This window comes from Pantoea sp. SOD02 (assembly GCF_024707505.1).
Classification (GTDB): Bacteria; Pseudomonadota; Gammaproteobacteria; order Enterobacterales; family Enterobacteriaceae; genus Pantoea; species Pantoea symbiotica.
In genome coordinates this window covers 3,308,801-3,324,545 of sequence record NZ_CP102604.1, presented here as the reverse complement: position 1 = coordinate 3,324,545, position 15,745 = coordinate 3,308,801, and the positions used below count along the sequence as shown (strand labels likewise).

Genomic DNA, 15,745 nt, shown 5'->3' with positions numbered 1-15,745 from the left:
CGCATGCCGGACCATTTCTTAAACCTGCGGCGTCTATTCCCTAAATTTGCTGCATGAAAGTAATTTAGTCGTATTTTGTGCGAGGCAAATCACAATAACGCAGTGATTTATGCTAGTGGCTGTTCGGTGGCTCATTGAAAGGTGGTAGTGTTTCGCCCTCGTTTTCCTCATGGTTAATTGCCGCATTAGGTGATAACTTCAGCATAAAGAGAACGTTTGCGTCAGCCTGCTAAGGCGACGCAGGCGCGTCACACTCACTTGTATTCACAGGATGGTTATGACTCAGCAAACGCCTCTATTCGAACAGCATCAGGCAAGCGGTGCGCGCATGGTGGACTTCCACGGTTGGATGATGCCGCTGCATTACGGCTCGCAAATGGATGAGCATCACGCGGTGCGTAACGATGCCGGCATGTTTGATGTTTCCCACATGACCATCGTCGATCTGCGCGGCGCACGTACCCGCGAATTCCTGCGCTATCTGCTGGCGAACGATGTCGCCAAACTGACCCAGCCGGGCAAAGCCCTCTATACCGGTATGTTGAATGCCTCCGCTGGCGTCATTGATGATTTGATTGTTTACTTTATGAGCGAAGATTTCTTCCGTCTGGTGGTGAACTCTGCCACGCGTGAGAAAGATTTAGCGTGGATTAAACAGCATGCGCAGCCGTTTGGCGTGGAGCTGACCGAGCGTGACGATCTGGCGCTGATTGCGGTGCAAGGTCCAAACGCGCAGCAGAAAGCACAAACGCTGTTTAGCGCCGCTCAGCGTGATGCCGTTGCCGGCATGAAACCCTTCTTTGGCGTGCAGGCAGAAAACCTGTTTATCGCCACTACCGGTTACACCGGCGAAGCGGGTTATGAGATTGCCATGCCTGCCACTGAAGCTGCCGCTTTCTGGCAGCAGCTGTTGGCCGCAGGTGTCAAACCGGCGGGGCTCGGTGCGCGTGACACGCTGCGTCTGGAAGCGGGCATGAACCTGTACGGTCAGGAGATGGATGAAGGCGTTTCGCCGCTCGCCGCCAATATGGGCTGGACCATCAGCTGGGAACCTGCCGATCGCGATTTCATTGGTCGTGATGCCCTGCAGGCGCAGCGCGAGCATGGCACCGAGAAGCTGGTTGGCCTGGTGATGACCGAAAAAGGCGTGCTGCGCAACGGCTTAACGGTGCGTTTCACCGATCAACAAGGTCAGCCGCAGCAAGGTATTATTACCAGTGGTTCCTTCTCACCAACCCTGGGTTACAGCATCGCGCTGGCGCGTGTGCCAGCAGGAATTGGTGAGCAGGCGATTGTGGAAATCCGCAACCGTGAAATGCCAGTAAACGTCACCAAACCGATTTTTGTTCGCGCCGGTAAGCCGGTCGCCCAGTAATTTTTTTCAGGAGAAATGGCCAATGAGCAATGTGCCAAGTGAATTGAAATACCGCGATAGCCACGAGTGGGTCCGTAAAGAAGCCGACGGCACCTTTACTGTTGGTATCACCGAACACGCACAGGAACTGCTGGGCGATATGGTGTTTGTCGATCTGCCAGACGTTGGCGCCACCTTCGCGGCCGGTGATGACTGCGCCGTTGCGGAGTCTGTGAAAGCGGCTTCAGACATCTATGCGCCACTGAGCGGTGAAATTGTTGCGGTGAATGACCAACTGGGCGATTCGCCAGAGCTGGTGAACAGCGCGCCGTACGCCGATGGTTGGCTGTTCCGCATCAAAGCCAGCGACGCGTCAGAGCTCGACGCCATGCTGGATGCTGATGCCTACAAAGCCGCGATCGACGAGTAACCGGTAGTTTTAGAAGGTGACGCGCTGCGCCACCTTCTTTTTTATCTGCCTGATTTAACGCCATTTTTGTAACCCAGCCCGATTCAGGATTTACTGCAAATGACCCAGACTCTCAGCCAGCTTGAACACAACGGTGCTTTCATTGAGCGCCACATCGGTCCTACGCCGGAAGAACAGGACTTAATGCTGAAAGCGATCGGTGCCAGTTCGCTCTCTTCATTGATTAGTTCTATCGTGCCTGCCGATATCCAACTGCCTGGCCCGCCGGCAGTGGGCGACGCCGCGACCGAGCAGCAAGCGCTGGCAGAGCTGAAAGCCATTGCCAGTCAGAACCAACGCTACAAATCCTGGATCGGCATGGGCTACAGCGCGGTAATCACACCGCCGGTTATCCTGCGTAACATGCTGGAAAACCCAGGCTGGTACACCGCATATACGCCGTATCAGCCAGAAGTGTCACAGGGCCGTCTTGAGGCGCTGCTGAACTTCCAAACCCTGACGCTGGATCTGACCGGTCTTGATATCGCTTCCGCGTCACTGCTGGATGAAGCGACCGCCGCTGCCGAAGCGATGGCGATGGCCAAGCGCGTCAGCAAACTGAAAACTGCTACCAAATTTTTCATCGCCAATGACATCCATCCACAGACGCTGGATGTGGTGCGCACCCGCGCAGAAACCTTTGGTTTTGAACTGATTATTGATAGTGCTGACAAGGTATTAGATCACGACGATCTGTTTGGCGTGTTGCTGCAACAGGTTGGCACGCACGGTGAAGTGCACGATTACCGCGCACTGATTGCCGAGCTGAAAAGCCGTAAAGTAGTGGTGAGCGTAGCCGCAGACTTCATGGCGCTGGTGCAGTTAGAAGCGCCAGGCAAGCAGGGCGCAGATATCGTCTTCGGTTCTGCCCAGCGTTTCGGCGTGCCAATGGGTTACGGCGGCCCACACGCTGCGTTCTTCGCCAGCCGCGATGAGCATAAACGCTCGATGCCAGGCCGCATCATTGGTGTATCACGCGATGCCGCCGGTAACACCGCGCTGCGCATGGCGATGCAAACCCGCGAGCAACATATCCGTCGTGAGAAAGCCAACTCCAACATCTGTACATCGCAGGTGCTGCTGGCGAATATCGCCGGTCTTTACGCGGTGTATCACGGTCCGGTTGGCCTGAAACGTATTGCCTCACGTATTCACCGTCTGACCAGCATTCTGGCTGCAGGACTGCAAAACGGTGGCCTGAAGCTGCGCCATAACAGCTGGTTCGATACGCTGACGGTTGAAGTGGCCGATAAAGCGGCGGTGCTGAACCGTGCGCAGAGCTTTGGCGTCAACCTGCGCAGCGATATCCACAATGCCGTCGGCATTACGCTGGATGAAACCACCGCACGTGAAGATGTGCTAGCACTGTTCGCGATCCTGCTGGGCGATGCGCACGGGCAGGACATTGATGCGCTGGATGCCGCCGTTGCTGCGGAAAACAGCGCGATCCCGGCGGGTCAGGTACGTGAGAGCGCCTTCCTGACGCATCCGGTGTTCAACCGTCATCACAGCGAAACTGAGATGATGCGTTACATGCACAGCCTGGAGAAAAAGGATCTGGCACTGAACCAGGCGATGATTCCACTCGGTTCGTGCACCATGAAACTCAACGCTGCGGCGGAGATGATTCCGATCACCTGGCCGGAATTCGCCGAACTGCATCCATTCTGCCCGGCTGAGCAGGCGTCGGGTTATCTGCAGATGATTGGCCAGCTGTCGCAATGGCTGGTGCAACTGACCGGCTACGATGCGCTGTGCATGCAGCCCAACTCGGGTGCGCAGGGCGAATACGCCGGTCTGCTGGCGATTCGTCGTTACCACGAAAGCCGCAACGAAGGTGGACGTAATGTCTGCCTGATCCCAAGCTCGGCGCACGGCACCAACCCGGCATCTGCACAAATGGCGGGCATGTCGGTTGTGGTGGTGGCTTGTGATAAACAAGGCAACATCGATCTCGGCGATTTGCGTGAGAAAGCCGCGCAGGTCGGTGAGCAGCTGTCGTGCATCATGGTGACCTATCCGTCAACGCACGGCGTTTATGAAGAAACCATCCGCGAAGTGTGCCAGATCGTGCATCAGCATGGTGGCCAGGTATATCTCGACGGTGCCAACATGAATGCGCAGGTTGGTATCACCACGCCAGGTTACATCGGCGCGGACGTATCGCACCTTAACCTGCACAAAACCTTCTGCATCCCGCACGGCGGTGGCGGTCCAGGTATGGGCCCAATCGGCGTGAAAGCGCATCTGGCGCCGTTCGTACCCGGTCACAGCGTAGTGCAAATTGATGGTGTGTTGACGCAGCAGGGCGCGGTTTCTGCCGCACCGTTTGGTAGCGCATCGATTCTGCCAATCAGCTGGATGTATATCCGCATGATGGGCGCAGAAGGTCTGAAGCAAGCCAGTTCCGTGGCGATTCTGAACGCCAACTATATCGCCAGCCGTCTGCAATCTGCTTATCCGATTCTGTATGCGGGCCGCGATGGCCGCGTGGCGCACGAATGTATTCTCGACATTCGTCCGCTGAAAGAGCAGACCGGCATCAGCGAGCTGGACATTGCTAAACGTCTGATCGATTACGGTTTCCATGCGCCAACTATGTCATTCCCGGTTGCGGGAACGCTGATGGTTGAACCAACGGAATCAGAAAGCAAAATTGAGCTGGATCGCTTTATCGATGCGATGCTGGCCATCCGCATGGAAATCGATCGCGTTGCCGATGGTGAATGGCCGCTGGAAGATAACCCGCTGGTGAACGCGCCACATACGCAGACAGAAATCGTCGGCGACTGGACGCATCCGTACACCCGAGAACTGGCAGTGTTCCCGGCCGGCAGCGCTAACAAATATTGGCCGACGGTGAAACGTCTGGATGATGTATTTGGCGACCGCAATGTGTTCTGCAGCTGTGTACCAATGAGCGAATATATTTAGGCTAAAGTTACGGGTAGTATTTATGAAGGGCCGATTATTCGGCCTTTTTTTTGGAGGCAAAAATGGATCTGGCTTTGATTACCGGCGGCAGCCGCGGGATCGGCCGCGCAACCGCGTTATTGCTGGCGCAGGCGGGTTATCGCGTGGCGATCAACTATCGCCAGCGTCAAGCCGAAGCGGCAAGCGTGGTGGCAGAGATTGAAGCGCAGGGCGGCTGTGCCTTTGCGCTGCAGGCCGATATCGCCGATGAAGCGCAGGTTATACGCATGTTTGCCGAGTTGGATCAGCAAGAGGGCGAACTGCGTGTGCTGGTGAATAATGCAGGTATTTTGTTTACCCAATGCCGGGTGGAAGATCTGGATGCCGAACGTATTCAACGCGTGTTCGCCACCAACGTCACCGGTACATTCATTTGCTGTCGTGAAGCGGTGAAACGCATGGGGACGCATCATGGTGGCAAAGGTGGTGCCATCGTCAATGTGTCATCCGCCGCGTCACGTCTCGGTGCACCGGGTGAATATGTGGATTATGCCGCCTCAAAAGGAGCGATGGATACGCTGACCAAAGGTTTATCGCTGGAAGTGGCGGCGCAGGGCATTCGCGTCAACAGCGTGCGCCCTGGCCTTATTTATACCGAAATGCACGCCGACGGCGGCGAGCCGGGCCGAGTCGATCGTTTGGCGAGCATATTGCCAATGGGACGTGGTGGTCAGGCCGAAGAGATTGCTGAAGCGATTGTCTGGCTGGCGAGCGATGCCGCGTCTTATGTGACGGGCACCTTTATTGATGCGGCTGGCGGGCGATAATTAACCAGGGCGGCATAAATGCCAACCCTACAAAACCTGAAATCGACGATCATTTACGCATAAAACCTCAGCAAATCACCGTAGGGTCGCCATTCATGGCGACCGATTAAATCAATCTCTCACCTGTCACACCCACTCACAGATTTAATTTAGCGTACATGTGTACTCTGAAAATTATCCCGGTTACTCTGGTTGCTCAGAAATAGCACACTCGCTTTTTCCGTTGTTCAGGAATCCCTTCATGGTACAAAACCCAGTTATTGCCCAGGGCTACTCGTTGGCAGAAGAGATTGCCAATAGTATCAGCCACGGAATCGGCTGCATTTTCGGTATCATCGGGCTGGTGTTAATGCTGACACAAGCCGTTGAATCACAAGCTAACATCACCGCAATCACCAGTTACAGCCTGTACGGCGGCAGCATCATTTTGCTCTATCTCGCCTCAACGCTGTATCACGCAATTCCCCATCAAAAAGCCAAATACTGGCTGAAGAAATTTGACCACTGCGCCATCTATCTGTTGATTGCCGGCACTTACACGCCGTTCTTGCTGGTGGGGCTCAATTCGCCGCTGGCGCAGGGTTTGATGGTGGTGATTTGGAGTCTGGCGCTGGCCGGTATCCTGTTCAAAATCGCCTTTGCTCATCGCTTTGAAGCGCTGTCGCTGGTGACTTATCTCGGTATGGGTTGGCTGTCGCTGGTGGTGATTTATCAGCTGGCGATCAAACTGTCGCCGGGCGGGATTTGGCTGCTGGCTGCCGGTGGGATTGTTTATTCGCTGGGGGTGATTTTCTACGTCTCGCGCCGCATTCCTTATAGTCACGCCATCTGGCATGGTTTTGTGCTTGGCGGCAGCGTGTTGCACTTCTGCGCGATTTATTTTTACGTCATGTAAGCTCGATCCAGGTCGCCATAAATGGCGACCCTACGGGTTTGGTGCGCAATTATTCTGTCAATGAATAAGGCAGCGGCTGAATGGTCAACTTGCCACTTTCATCGCCTTCCACGCGTAACACGCTATCCGGTTCCAAATCGTTGTTCATGACCACCTGCACCCAAACGCTGCCGTCATCCAGCTGCACGCCGCTCAATACCGTGCCAGTACGACGCCATTTATCGCCCATCTGCAGCTCCATTGAACCGCCAACGTCCGGCACTTTGCTGGCTTTACCCGCCAGCCAATAGAGTGCGCGTTTGTTAGCGCCGCGGAATTTGGCGCGCGCCACCATCTCCTGGCCGGTGTAGCAGCCTTTTTTGAAGCTGATGGCATCTAGCGCCTGCAGGTTGGTGGCTTGTGGAATCAGCTGCGCGCTGGTGGCGCTTTCAATTACCGGAATGCCCGCTTCGATATCCAGCGCCAGCCATTGCAGGCTGTCGTTGAACTGCGCTTCTCCCGCCAGTTTTTCTTTCAGCGCATTCGCCTGTTCTGACGTGGTCACCAGCAGGAAACGTTCGGCTGGCTGGGCAAACCACAGCAGCGTGCTGTCACCTTGCTGCACCACCGGTGTTTCGGCATCCGGCAGCGTGCTGAACACGCCCGCCAGCGCAGCGCGCGCCTGGAAACCAGCAACGCCCAGCAGCACCGCTTCATCATCAGCGACGAGGGTGACTTTGGCGAACACCGCGTATTTCTTCAGTTCGGTAAGCTGCTGCTCGCGCAGGTTGCGACGCACCACGTACGCGTAACCTTCGGTGCGATGGAACAGACGAATGTTGCTCCACATTTTTCCTTTGGCATCGCAGTGCGCGGCGGGACGATGTTGCGTCTCGCCCATCGCCGCAACATCCAGCGTTAGCTGACCTTGCAGATAAGACGTGCTGTCATTGCCCTGCACCTTTACCAGCGCCCATTCGTCGAGCGAAATCAGGGTCAATGGCAGGCGTGACGATGCAGCAGGCTGGCGAGGTGGAAGGGTAAAAATCGACATAGGTCTTTCCTGATTAATGAGGTAATAGGTTGCAATGGTAAAAGAGCAGTGCGGCTTTGCAACCTGTTTACTGAATATGGCGCACAAATCGCGTGATACCCATTGCAAACTGGGGGATGTAACGCCGAGGCATTGCACAGGGTTAAGCACAGCGCCTGCAGCGAGAAAAAAAAGCAGGTACACTGAGCGCCACTGTTTTTAGTCATGGAACCTGAGACATGGAAATTAACGACAAAGCCCGCGTCCAATGGGCATGCCGTCGCGGCATGCTGGAGCTGGATATCGCTATCATGCCGTTTTTCAAATTCGAATATGATTCGCTGGACGACACCGATAAGCAGGTGTTTATCGCGCTGTTAAAGAGTGACGATCCCGATCTGTTCAACTGGTTAATGAATCACGGTGAACCGGTCGATCCCGAGTTCAAACGCATGGTGAAACTGATTCAGCAGCGCAACCGTGAACGCGGTCCGGTGGCAATGTGATCTGCGGGCGTCACGCAGTGCGCGCGCACTGAATGTGACGCTCTTTCTGCTGTGCGCCGGTTTGCTGCTGGCGCTTGAGTGGCCTGACGCGTGGGCGTGGAGTAAAGCGCCGGTGTTAGTGCTGCTGCTGGCAGAGTGCTGGCGCAACGAGCGCCGTTTGGTGCAGCGCGTAGGTCATCTGGCGCTGGACGTGAAGGGCAACTGGCTGTGGCGCGGCGTGCGCTGGCGAGCGGAGCGCAGGGCAGATTGGTTGCCGTATGGCGTTTTGCTGGTGTTGCGTAATCAGCAGGGGAAACGCTGGCGGCTGTGGTTAATGCACGACAACCTGCCGCCCGGTGAATGGCGCACGTTACGCGCCTGCTGTTTTCTGCGCGAGGGGCAAACGCTGCCTTAAAGCAGCGCTGCAGTTTCCGTCAGAATCTGTTCGCACCACTGTTCGACGCGCTCATCGCTCAGTTCGAACTGATTAACATCATCAAGCGCCAGGCCGACAAACTGGTTGCCATCGGCGGTCAGCGGTTTTTTGCTGGTAAACTCATAGCCTTCCAGCGGCCAGTAACCCACAAACTGCACGCCCATCGGCTGCAACAGTTCGTGCAGCATGCCCAGCGCATCAAGGAACCATTCGGCGTATTCGCCCTGATCGCCCATGCCGTACAGCGCCACGATTTTCCCGCGCAAGTTCAGCGCCGGAATCTGCGGCCAAATCGCTTCCCAATCTTCCTGCAACTCACCGAAATCCCACGTCGGAATACCGAGGATCAGCAAATCGTACTGTTCCATCAGCGACGGATCGTCATCTTTCAAATTGTGTAGCGTGACTAATTCTTCACCGATAAAGTCGCGAATCTTCTCCGCCGTCATCTCGGTGTAGCAGGTGCTCGAACCATAAAACAAACCAATATTCATGCAATTAATGCTCTGTCTGAAACTGACTCGGGGGCAATTGTACCAGAAGCAGGCTACTTTCAGGCATAATGAGCACGATTTCACACGGGCGGAGAGTACAGTGCAGGACAGCGATCTGATCGAACAGTTTCTGGATGCGCTTTGGATTGAGCGTAATCTGGCGCAGAACACGCTCGCCTCTTATCGGCAGGATCTGCAAACGCTCACCGGTTGGCTGCATCACCACGATCGCACGCTATTGACGTTAGAAGCGCTTGATTTGCAGCAGTTTCTTGCCGAACGCGTCGAGGGCGGCTACAAAGCCACCAGCTCGGCGCGCACCCTCAGCGCCATTCGCCGCTTGTGCCAATATCTCTATCGGGAAAAAGTGCGCAGCGACGATCCCAGCGCGCTGCTCTCGGCACCGAAATTGCCGCAGCGTCTGCCGAAAGATCTCAGTGAAAATCAGGTCGAACGCTTGTTGCAGGCACCGAGCATTGATGTGCCGCTTGAACTTCGCGACAAGGCGATGCTGGAATTGCTGTACGCTACCGGTTTACGCGTGACGGAGCTGGTGGGTTTGACCATCAGCGATATCAGCCTGCGTCAGGGCGTGGTGCGCGTCATCGGTAAAGGCAACAAAGAGCGTCTTGTGCCGTTAGGTGAAGAAGCGGTGTACTGGATTGAATACTATATGGAACATGGTCGGCCGTGGCTGCTCAACGGGCAAACGCTGGACGTGATGTTTCCCAGCCAGCGCGCGCAGCAAATGACGCGGCAGACCTTCTGGCATCGCATCAAACACTATGCGACCCTTGCCGGTATCGATAGCGAAAAGCTCTCGCCGCACGTGCTGCGCCACGCATTTGCCACACATTTACTGAACCATGGCGCCGATTTGCGCGTCGTACAGATGTTGCTGGGCCACAGCGACCTCTCGACCACCCAAATTTATACGCACGTCGCCACTGAGCGCCTGCGTCTGTTACATCAACAGCATCATCCGCGCGCTTGAGATGCGGTAACAAGGATTTAAGATGAAAAAGCAGCTAACGATGCTGGCTCTGCTGGTCAGTGCATTCACTGGATTGGCGCATGCCGATGACAACGCCATTCAGCAAACGCTGAAAAAACTGGGATTGCAGCAGGCTGAAATCCAGCCGTCACCGCTACCGGGTATCAAAACGGTGCTGACCGAAAGCGGCGTGCTTTACGTCTCTGAAGACGGCAAACACATGATTCAGGGCCCGCTGTATGATGTTAGCGGCAGCCAACCGGTCAACGTCACCAACCAGCTGCTGGATAAAAAAGTCACCGCGCTGGCGCCAGATATGATTGTCTACAAAGCGCCGAAAGAGCAGCACGTCATCACCGTGTTCACCGACATCACCTGCGGCTACTGCCGCAAGCTGCATGAGCAGATGGCCGACTACAATGCGCTCGGCATCACCGTGCGCTATCTGGCCTTCCCGCGTGAAGGTCTCAACGGTCAGGTAGAAAAAGCCATGCGCGCCATCTGGTGCAGCGCCGACCGTAACAAAGCTTTCGATGCAGCGATGAAAGGCGATGCGCCGCAGATGGATGCGCCAGCGACCTGCAAAATCAATATTGAGCAGCAGTACAAACTCGGCATCCTGTTTGGCATTCAGGGCACGCCAGCCATTCTCACTGATAGCGGCATGATGATTCCTGGCTATCAGGGACCGCAAGAGCTGAAGCAGGTGCTTGACGGCCAGAAGCGTGGCGGTTAACGCACAGTGATTCATTCTGTTGAATTGCGTCGGCGCGAAGCCGAGACCGAAGCCATCCTACCCGCTGATTTGCCCCCTTTGCTGCGCCGCTTGTATCTGCAACGCGGCGTGAAAGAGGCGCTGGAACTGGAGCGCGGCGCTAAACATCTGCTGCCGTGGCAAACGCTGGGTGGCATCGAAGCCGCCGTGACGCTGCTGCACCAGATGCTGCTGGCAGGCAAACGCATTGTGGTGGTAGGCGATTTCGATGCCGATGGCGCCACCAGCACCGCGTTAACCGTGCTGGCGCTGCGCAGCCTCGGCGGCAACGTTGATTATCTGGTGCCAAACCGTTTCGAAGATGGCTACGGCTTGAGTCCGGAAGTGGTCGAGCAGGCCAAAGCGCGCGGTGCGGAGATGATTCTCACCGTCGACAACGGCATCTCATCACATGCCGGTGTGGATACTGCGCATCAGCACGGCATTCCGGTGCTGGTTACCGATCACCACTTGCCGGGCGAAACCTTGCCCGCCGCCGAAGCGATTGTGAACCCGAACCTCAACGACAGCGAATTCCCTTCACGTTCGCTGGCGGGTGTTGGCGTGGCCTTCTATCTGATGCTGGCGCTGCGTGCGCATCTGCGTCAGCAAAACTGGTTTAGCGATAGCCGCGCCGAGCCAAACCTGGCGGAACTGCTCGATCTGGTGGCGCTGGGCACGGTAGCCGATGTGGTGCCGCTGGATGCCAACAACCGCATTCTGGTGTGGCAAGGTTTGAGCCGTATCCGTGCCGGTAAATGCCGCGCCGGGATTCGCGCACTGCTGGAGATTGCCAATCGCGATGCGCGTCAACTTGCCGCCAGCGATCTCGGTTTTGCCGTCGGTCCGCGTCTTAATGCTGCTGGTCGTCTGGACGATATGTCGGTCGGCGTGGCGTTGCTGCTCACCGAAGATATCTCCGAGGCGCGCATGCTGGCGAATGAACTTGATGCGCTGAATCAGACGCGCAAAGAGATTGAGCAGGGCATGAAGAGTGAAGCGCTGGCGCTGTGCGATGAGCTGGAGCGCCAGCACACCGATCTGCCGCTGGGTCTGGCGTTTTACCATCCTGAGTGGCATCAGGGCGTGGTCGGGATTCTGGCGTCGCGGCTGAAAGAGCGCTTCCATCGTCCGGTGATCGCTTTCGCTCCCGCCGGAGACGGCACGCTGAAAGGTTCTGGCCGCTCGATTGCCGGTTTGCATCTGCGCGATGCGCTGGAGCGCCTCGACACGCTATTCCCTGGTTTGATGATCAAGTTTGGTGGTCACGCCATGGCCGCCGGATTGTCACTGGAAACCGCGAAGTACGAGGAGTTCCGTGCGCGTTTTGCCGCGTTAATTGATGAGTGGCTGGATGGCGAAGCGTTGCAGGGCGTGATTTGGTCGGACGGCGAACTGCATGCGCAGGAGTTTACGCTGCACACCGCCGAAATGCTGCGAGAAGCCGGTCCGTGGGGCCAGGCGTTCCCGGAGCCGGTGTTCGATGGCAAGTTCAAGCTGCTGCAACAGCGGTTAGTGGGCGAGCGCCATTTAAAAGTGATGGTCGAGCCGCTCGGCGGCGGCCCGCTGTTAGATGGAATTGCCTTCAACGTGGATACCACGCTGTGGCCAGACAGCAGCGTGCGTCAGGTGCAGTTGGCCTACAAGCTGGATATCAACGAGTATCGTGGTAACCGTTCGGTGCAATTGATTATCGATCATATCTGGCCGATGTAAGGTGCGTGAGGTCGCCATGAATGGCGACCCTACACCTTAGGGTGCGCATTTATGCGCACCTGGTTGGCCTTAAAACGTTTATCAGAAACTCACATCCACACCGCCGCGCAGCACTTTTTCGTCACCGCGATCGGCGAAGTGCTGGTCGGCGCGCAGGAACAGGCGCGCACGTGACGTCTGCGCCACATCCAACCGCACGCCTAACCACTGCGACCGGCGATCGAGCTGCATACCAGGAATCGTGAAGCGGTTCTGGTCATCACCAAATCCGCCCCAGCGCGCGCTGACATCCATCGACGGATTGTTGAACGCGTACTGATATTCGCCATACACGCTCAGCATGCTCCACAATCCAGCCGACCAATCCTGTCGCGCGCTGATACTCAAACCGCTATATCCCACGCTACGTCGATAGCTGTCGCCGTCACCACTCAGACCAAACGCGCTGCCTTTATCCTCAAACGCACCGGTATCCAGCCCGGTTTCACGCCAGCCGAGATAAGGTTCGAGGCGATAGTTATCCTCAATTGTCCAGCGATAGCCGCTTTGCAGCGCCGCCTGCCAGCTGTTGCTGCTGGTGGTTGATGACACCGGCGAAGCTTCATCCAGCAACACCAAACGCTTCAACTCATCACGGCCATGTTGATAGCTAAGATTGCCCTGCAGATACCACTCTGGCGTCAAATCGTAGCGACCATATAGCATCGCGCCTTGCAGACGATTACGACTGGTGCCGCCGGTTTGGTCGTAGGTGGAATCGATCTGATTCTGCGTCCAGGCCACGCCCACGCGCAGACCGGAAACGCCTAAATCACTATCTACGCCCAGCGCAGTAAGCGTGTTGCGATAATCGGTGCCGAGGTAGCCCGCCTGATCCAGCGAACCGCGCAGTTGACCGCTCTCGATCCAGAAGCCGTAACGATTGTCGGCGCTGGCGTCGGCGATGCGATTGCTCAACAGGCGGCTTTGATAATCCAGCGCGTTAAACAGCACCGCATTGCTGGAGGCGTGCGCCTGACCGGAAAGTGAATTGATGGCAGCCTGCGCACTGCTGGCATCCGCCAGCGTCTGGAAAGCTCCGGCCGCGCCCAGTGCCGACTGCTGTGCACTGCTAAGCGATCCCTGTTGCTGCCAGCTATCCGCCACGCTGAACGCCTGCTCCAGATTTGCGGCCGTTTGCTGGGTGCTGGTGCCGTTGATGCCCATCGCTGCCGCGGCTGCCGCAGTATTTTTACGCGTCAGCTGGCCGATCACGCTGTTGGCGTTGTAGCTGACCGAACCATCAAGGAACACGCCGGTATTGACCTGACTGAACTGGCCGCTGACGCCCGCATCGCTGGTCAGCAGCGTTTCCTGCTGTTTCACTACATAGGTTGATGACGGTGGCGCAAGGTTCAGCGTGCCGTCCAGCGTCGAGTGGCCCGCTACGCGCAGTGGACTGTTCAGCGCAATATTCAGCACGCCATTGCTGCTTTGCTGGTAATCGCCTTGCACCTGCAAGCCACCGTTGACCGATCCCTGATTGAGCAAGCTGCCGCCAATCACGCCGCTGCCGCCCAGAGTGCCGCTGCCGCTGACGTTGGCACTGCCAGCAATCGCGCCATCGATAAGCAACGTATTGGCCGCAACGCTGGTCTGGCCGAGGTAACTGTTGTTGCCGGTTAACTGCAGCACGCCGCCATTATTCGCGCCGTCAAGGATCAGACCACGATCGCCGCTGATGGCATTTGAGAAGACATAGCTGCCTGCATCCAGACTGGCGTGAAAATCATCGGCCCAAAACATCGCTGGACCGTTCAGCGCTTTCGCCTGGTTGAGATCGCCCCAGCCGAAGGTATCGTTGTAAGGCCGCCCGTTGGCGCTATCCGCAGCGCCTGCATAAGCATCGCTGCGGTAAGTGGCGGTGGTCAGCAGCGTCTGCTGCAGGTTGTAGCCGCTCATCCACGGAAAGCGCTGCAACACTTGCGAAGCCGCAGCAGCGGCGCGCGGTGCGGCAAACGAGGTGCCGTAGCTACGCGCATTCACCCAGGTGCCATCGGCATTCTGAAAGCGATAATCGCTGTAACCTGGCGCGCTCAGGCACCATGCTGCGGCGTTGCCGCAGGCGTCAAACGGCCCGGTTAACGCCGCGCGGTTTGCCGTGTCGTATGAGGTGCTGTCCATCACGCCGGTGACCGCCAGCATGTTCTTTTGCAGCGCGCTGTCCTGATAAATCAACGGCAGCTGTGCGTTAGGAGAAGGTGTTGCGGTGCCGCCATTGCCGGTGATCACCACCGCTAAGCCGTCAGCCGCCGCAATCTCACGCATGCTTTGCACCAGCACCTGATAGTGCGGCTGCGCATCGGTTAACGCCTGAGCGGTGGTTAAACGCTCGCTGGAGGCGTACGACATATTGAAAACCCGCACGCCCTGGCTCAGCAGGCCGCTCACCGCGCGCGCGGTATCGTTGTACTGAAAGACATTGTTCTGCGAGGCCTGCGCCACATACAGCGTGCTGCTCGGTGACAAGCCCAATAACGTCAGCGCCACCACGGTGCCGTGACCGTTAATGCCCTGATTATCATTTAAACTGCTTCCGCCGCCGACGTAGCTAGTGAACTGCACGTTAGCGTAATTAATTTCACTGCGATCGGGCGACAACCCCGAATCAATAATGCCGACTTTGCTGGCATTGCCTGACGCGCTGGGCTGCGCTGGCGTGGGTGTTTCAGGCGTGCCGGCGGTGGGCGAGGTTGCTGCGCTACCGCCGCCTCCACCTCCGCCGCCACCACCGCAGGCGGCAAGTAACAAGGGCATTAACAAGGCAAGCAGGCGCGGAGAAGTGCGCAAACCGGGAATAAACATCGATACTCCTTCATGTCTCTCAGGACATGTTGTGCCCGCTCACGTTAACGGGCGCTGATTACTGTGTCATTCCCTGTCGAAGCTGCGCATTCCTGGCGGTCGTGGTGACAAACGGTCTGGACGTTAGTGATGTCCATCGGGGGGATAGTCACTGAGCAAAATGATAAAAGGGCGCTAACAAATCGATAGGCTGAATATCCGCTGCTTAATGGCGTTATTTGAGACGTGTCTGCTTTCTTGCAGGAAATTTCTCACAAGACAATTCTTAATGATTTATCTTTATAAATCATGATCTTTAATGACGTCTTTCAGCGCTAATTGCCTAAAATTTGCAGGAAAATTCCTAAGAAGGTTCTGAAGGTGAGGTATTTGTTGGGGGGTTTTGGAAAACGTAACGAATGCGGCTTTCCAGAAGGTTGAGAACTTTTTTTCTCGCGGCGCGTGCGCACTCACTCACACTGCGTGCAATGCTACAAAGTACGCACACTTTCGGGTAAACTAGCGCGTTAGTTTTTATCTCCTTTCACCGAATCGTCAAAAAAGACTGAAAAG

The 15,745-nt window shown here is 56.5% G+C and carries 13 protein-coding genes; 10 read left to right on the top strand and 3 right to left on the bottom strand.

Going from position 1 to position 15,745, the window contains the following annotated elements:
* Positions 1 to 277: 277 nt before the first annotated feature.
* The 5 genes from gcvT to NR302_RS15390 all read left to right on the top strand — a co-directional run bounded on the left by gcvT (position 278) and on the right by NR302_RS15390 (position 6,458).
* On the top strand, positions 278 to 1,375 hold the full coding sequence (gene gcvT, locus NR302_RS15410) for a glycine cleavage system aminomethyltransferase GcvT (RefSeq protein WP_008108251.1): 1,098 nt from the start codon (positions 278 to 280) through the stop codon (positions 1,373 to 1,375).
* 22 nt (positions 1,376 to 1,397) lie between these two features.
* Positions 1,398 to 1,784 (top strand): glycine cleavage system protein GcvH, encoded by a 387-nt coding sequence (gcvH, locus tag NR302_RS15405; protein WP_008108250.1) that lies wholly within the window; start codon positions 1,398 to 1,400, stop codon positions 1,782 to 1,784.
* Positions 1,785 to 1,883: 99 nt separating this feature from the next.
* A complete protein-coding gene (gene gcvP / locus NR302_RS15400) occupies positions 1,884 to 4,757 on the top strand; it encodes an aminomethyl-transferring glycine dehydrogenase (protein WP_258143864.1) in 2,874 nt (957 codons plus the stop codon).
* A gap of 62 nt (positions 4,758 to 4,819) precedes the next feature.
* A complete protein-coding gene (locus NR302_RS15395; protein WP_258143863.1) occupies positions 4,820 to 5,563 on the top strand; it encodes an SDR family oxidoreductase in 744 nt (247 codons plus the stop codon).
* Between the two features lie 241 nt (positions 5,564 to 5,804).
* Entirely contained in the window at positions 5,805 to 6,458 is a 654-nt protein-coding gene (locus NR302_RS15390) for a hemolysin III family protein (protein WP_061719863.1), read from the top strand.
* A 49-nt stretch (positions 6,459 to 6,507) separates the two neighbouring features.
* On the opposite strand, the gene ygfZ is transcribed toward NR302_RS15390, so the two are convergent.
* The gene (ygfZ, locus tag NR302_RS15385) at positions 6,508 to 7,491 is read right to left on the bottom strand and encodes a tRNA-modifying protein YgfZ (protein ID WP_258143862.1); all 984 of its coding nucleotides are present in this window, start codon (positions 7,489 to 7,491) and stop codon (positions 6,508 to 6,510) included.
* A gap of 218 nt (positions 7,492 to 7,709) precedes the next feature.
* Here ygfZ and sdhE point away from each other — a divergent pair, with 218 nt between their 5' ends.
* Complete coding sequence (sdhE, locus tag NR302_RS15380; protein ID WP_061719865.1) at positions 7,710 to 7,976, top strand: FAD assembly factor SdhE; 267 nt, start codon at positions 7,710 to 7,712, stop codon at positions 7,974 to 7,976.
* A 34-nt stretch (positions 7,977 to 8,010) separates the two neighbouring features.
* A complete protein-coding gene (locus NR302_RS15375; RefSeq protein WP_258143861.1) occupies positions 8,011 to 8,370 on the top strand; it encodes a protein YgfX in 360 nt (119 codons plus the stop codon).
* Here NR302_RS15375 and fldB read toward each other — a convergent pair.
* Positions 8,367 to 8,885, bottom strand: coding sequence for a flavodoxin FldB (gene fldB, locus NR302_RS15370; protein WP_258143860.1), 519 nt, complete (start codon positions 8,883 to 8,885; stop codon positions 8,367 to 8,369). The genes NR302_RS15375 and fldB overlap by 4 nt on opposite strands.
* A 100-nt stretch (positions 8,886 to 8,985) precedes the next feature.
* Between fldB and xerD the strand changes: the two genes are divergently transcribed.
* Genes xerD through recJ form a run of 3 tightly spaced genes read left to right on the top strand, consistent with a single transcriptional unit; the run spans position 8,986 to position 12,349 of the window.
* The gene (gene xerD, locus NR302_RS15365) at positions 8,986 to 9,879 is read left to right on the top strand and encodes a site-specific tyrosine recombinase XerD (RefSeq protein ID WP_008108233.1); all 894 of its coding nucleotides are present in this window, start codon (positions 8,986 to 8,988) and stop codon (positions 9,877 to 9,879) included.
* A gap of 22 nt (positions 9,880 to 9,901) precedes the next feature.
* Positions 9,902 to 10,615 carry a bifunctional protein-disulfide isomerase/oxidoreductase DsbC gene (gene dsbC / locus NR302_RS15360; RefSeq protein WP_154155349.1) on the top strand — a complete coding sequence of 238 codons (714 nt, stop codon included), beginning with the start codon at positions 9,902 to 9,904 and terminating at the stop codon, positions 10,613 to 10,615.
* Positions 10,616 to 10,621: 6 nt separating this feature from the next.
* The gene (gene recJ, locus NR302_RS15355) at positions 10,622 to 12,349 is read left to right on the top strand and encodes a single-stranded-DNA-specific exonuclease RecJ (RefSeq protein WP_258143859.1); all 1,728 of its coding nucleotides are present in this window, start codon (positions 10,622 to 10,624) and stop codon (positions 12,347 to 12,349) included.
* An 81-nt stretch (positions 12,350 to 12,430) separates the two neighbouring features.
* Here the strand turns inward: recJ and NR302_RS15350 are convergent, their stop codons facing one another.
* Positions 12,431 to 15,193, bottom strand: coding sequence for an autotransporter domain-containing protein (locus tag NR302_RS15350; protein ID WP_258143858.1), 2,763 nt, complete (start codon positions 15,191 to 15,193; stop codon positions 12,431 to 12,433).
* Positions 15,194 to 15,745 lie beyond the last annotated feature (552 nt).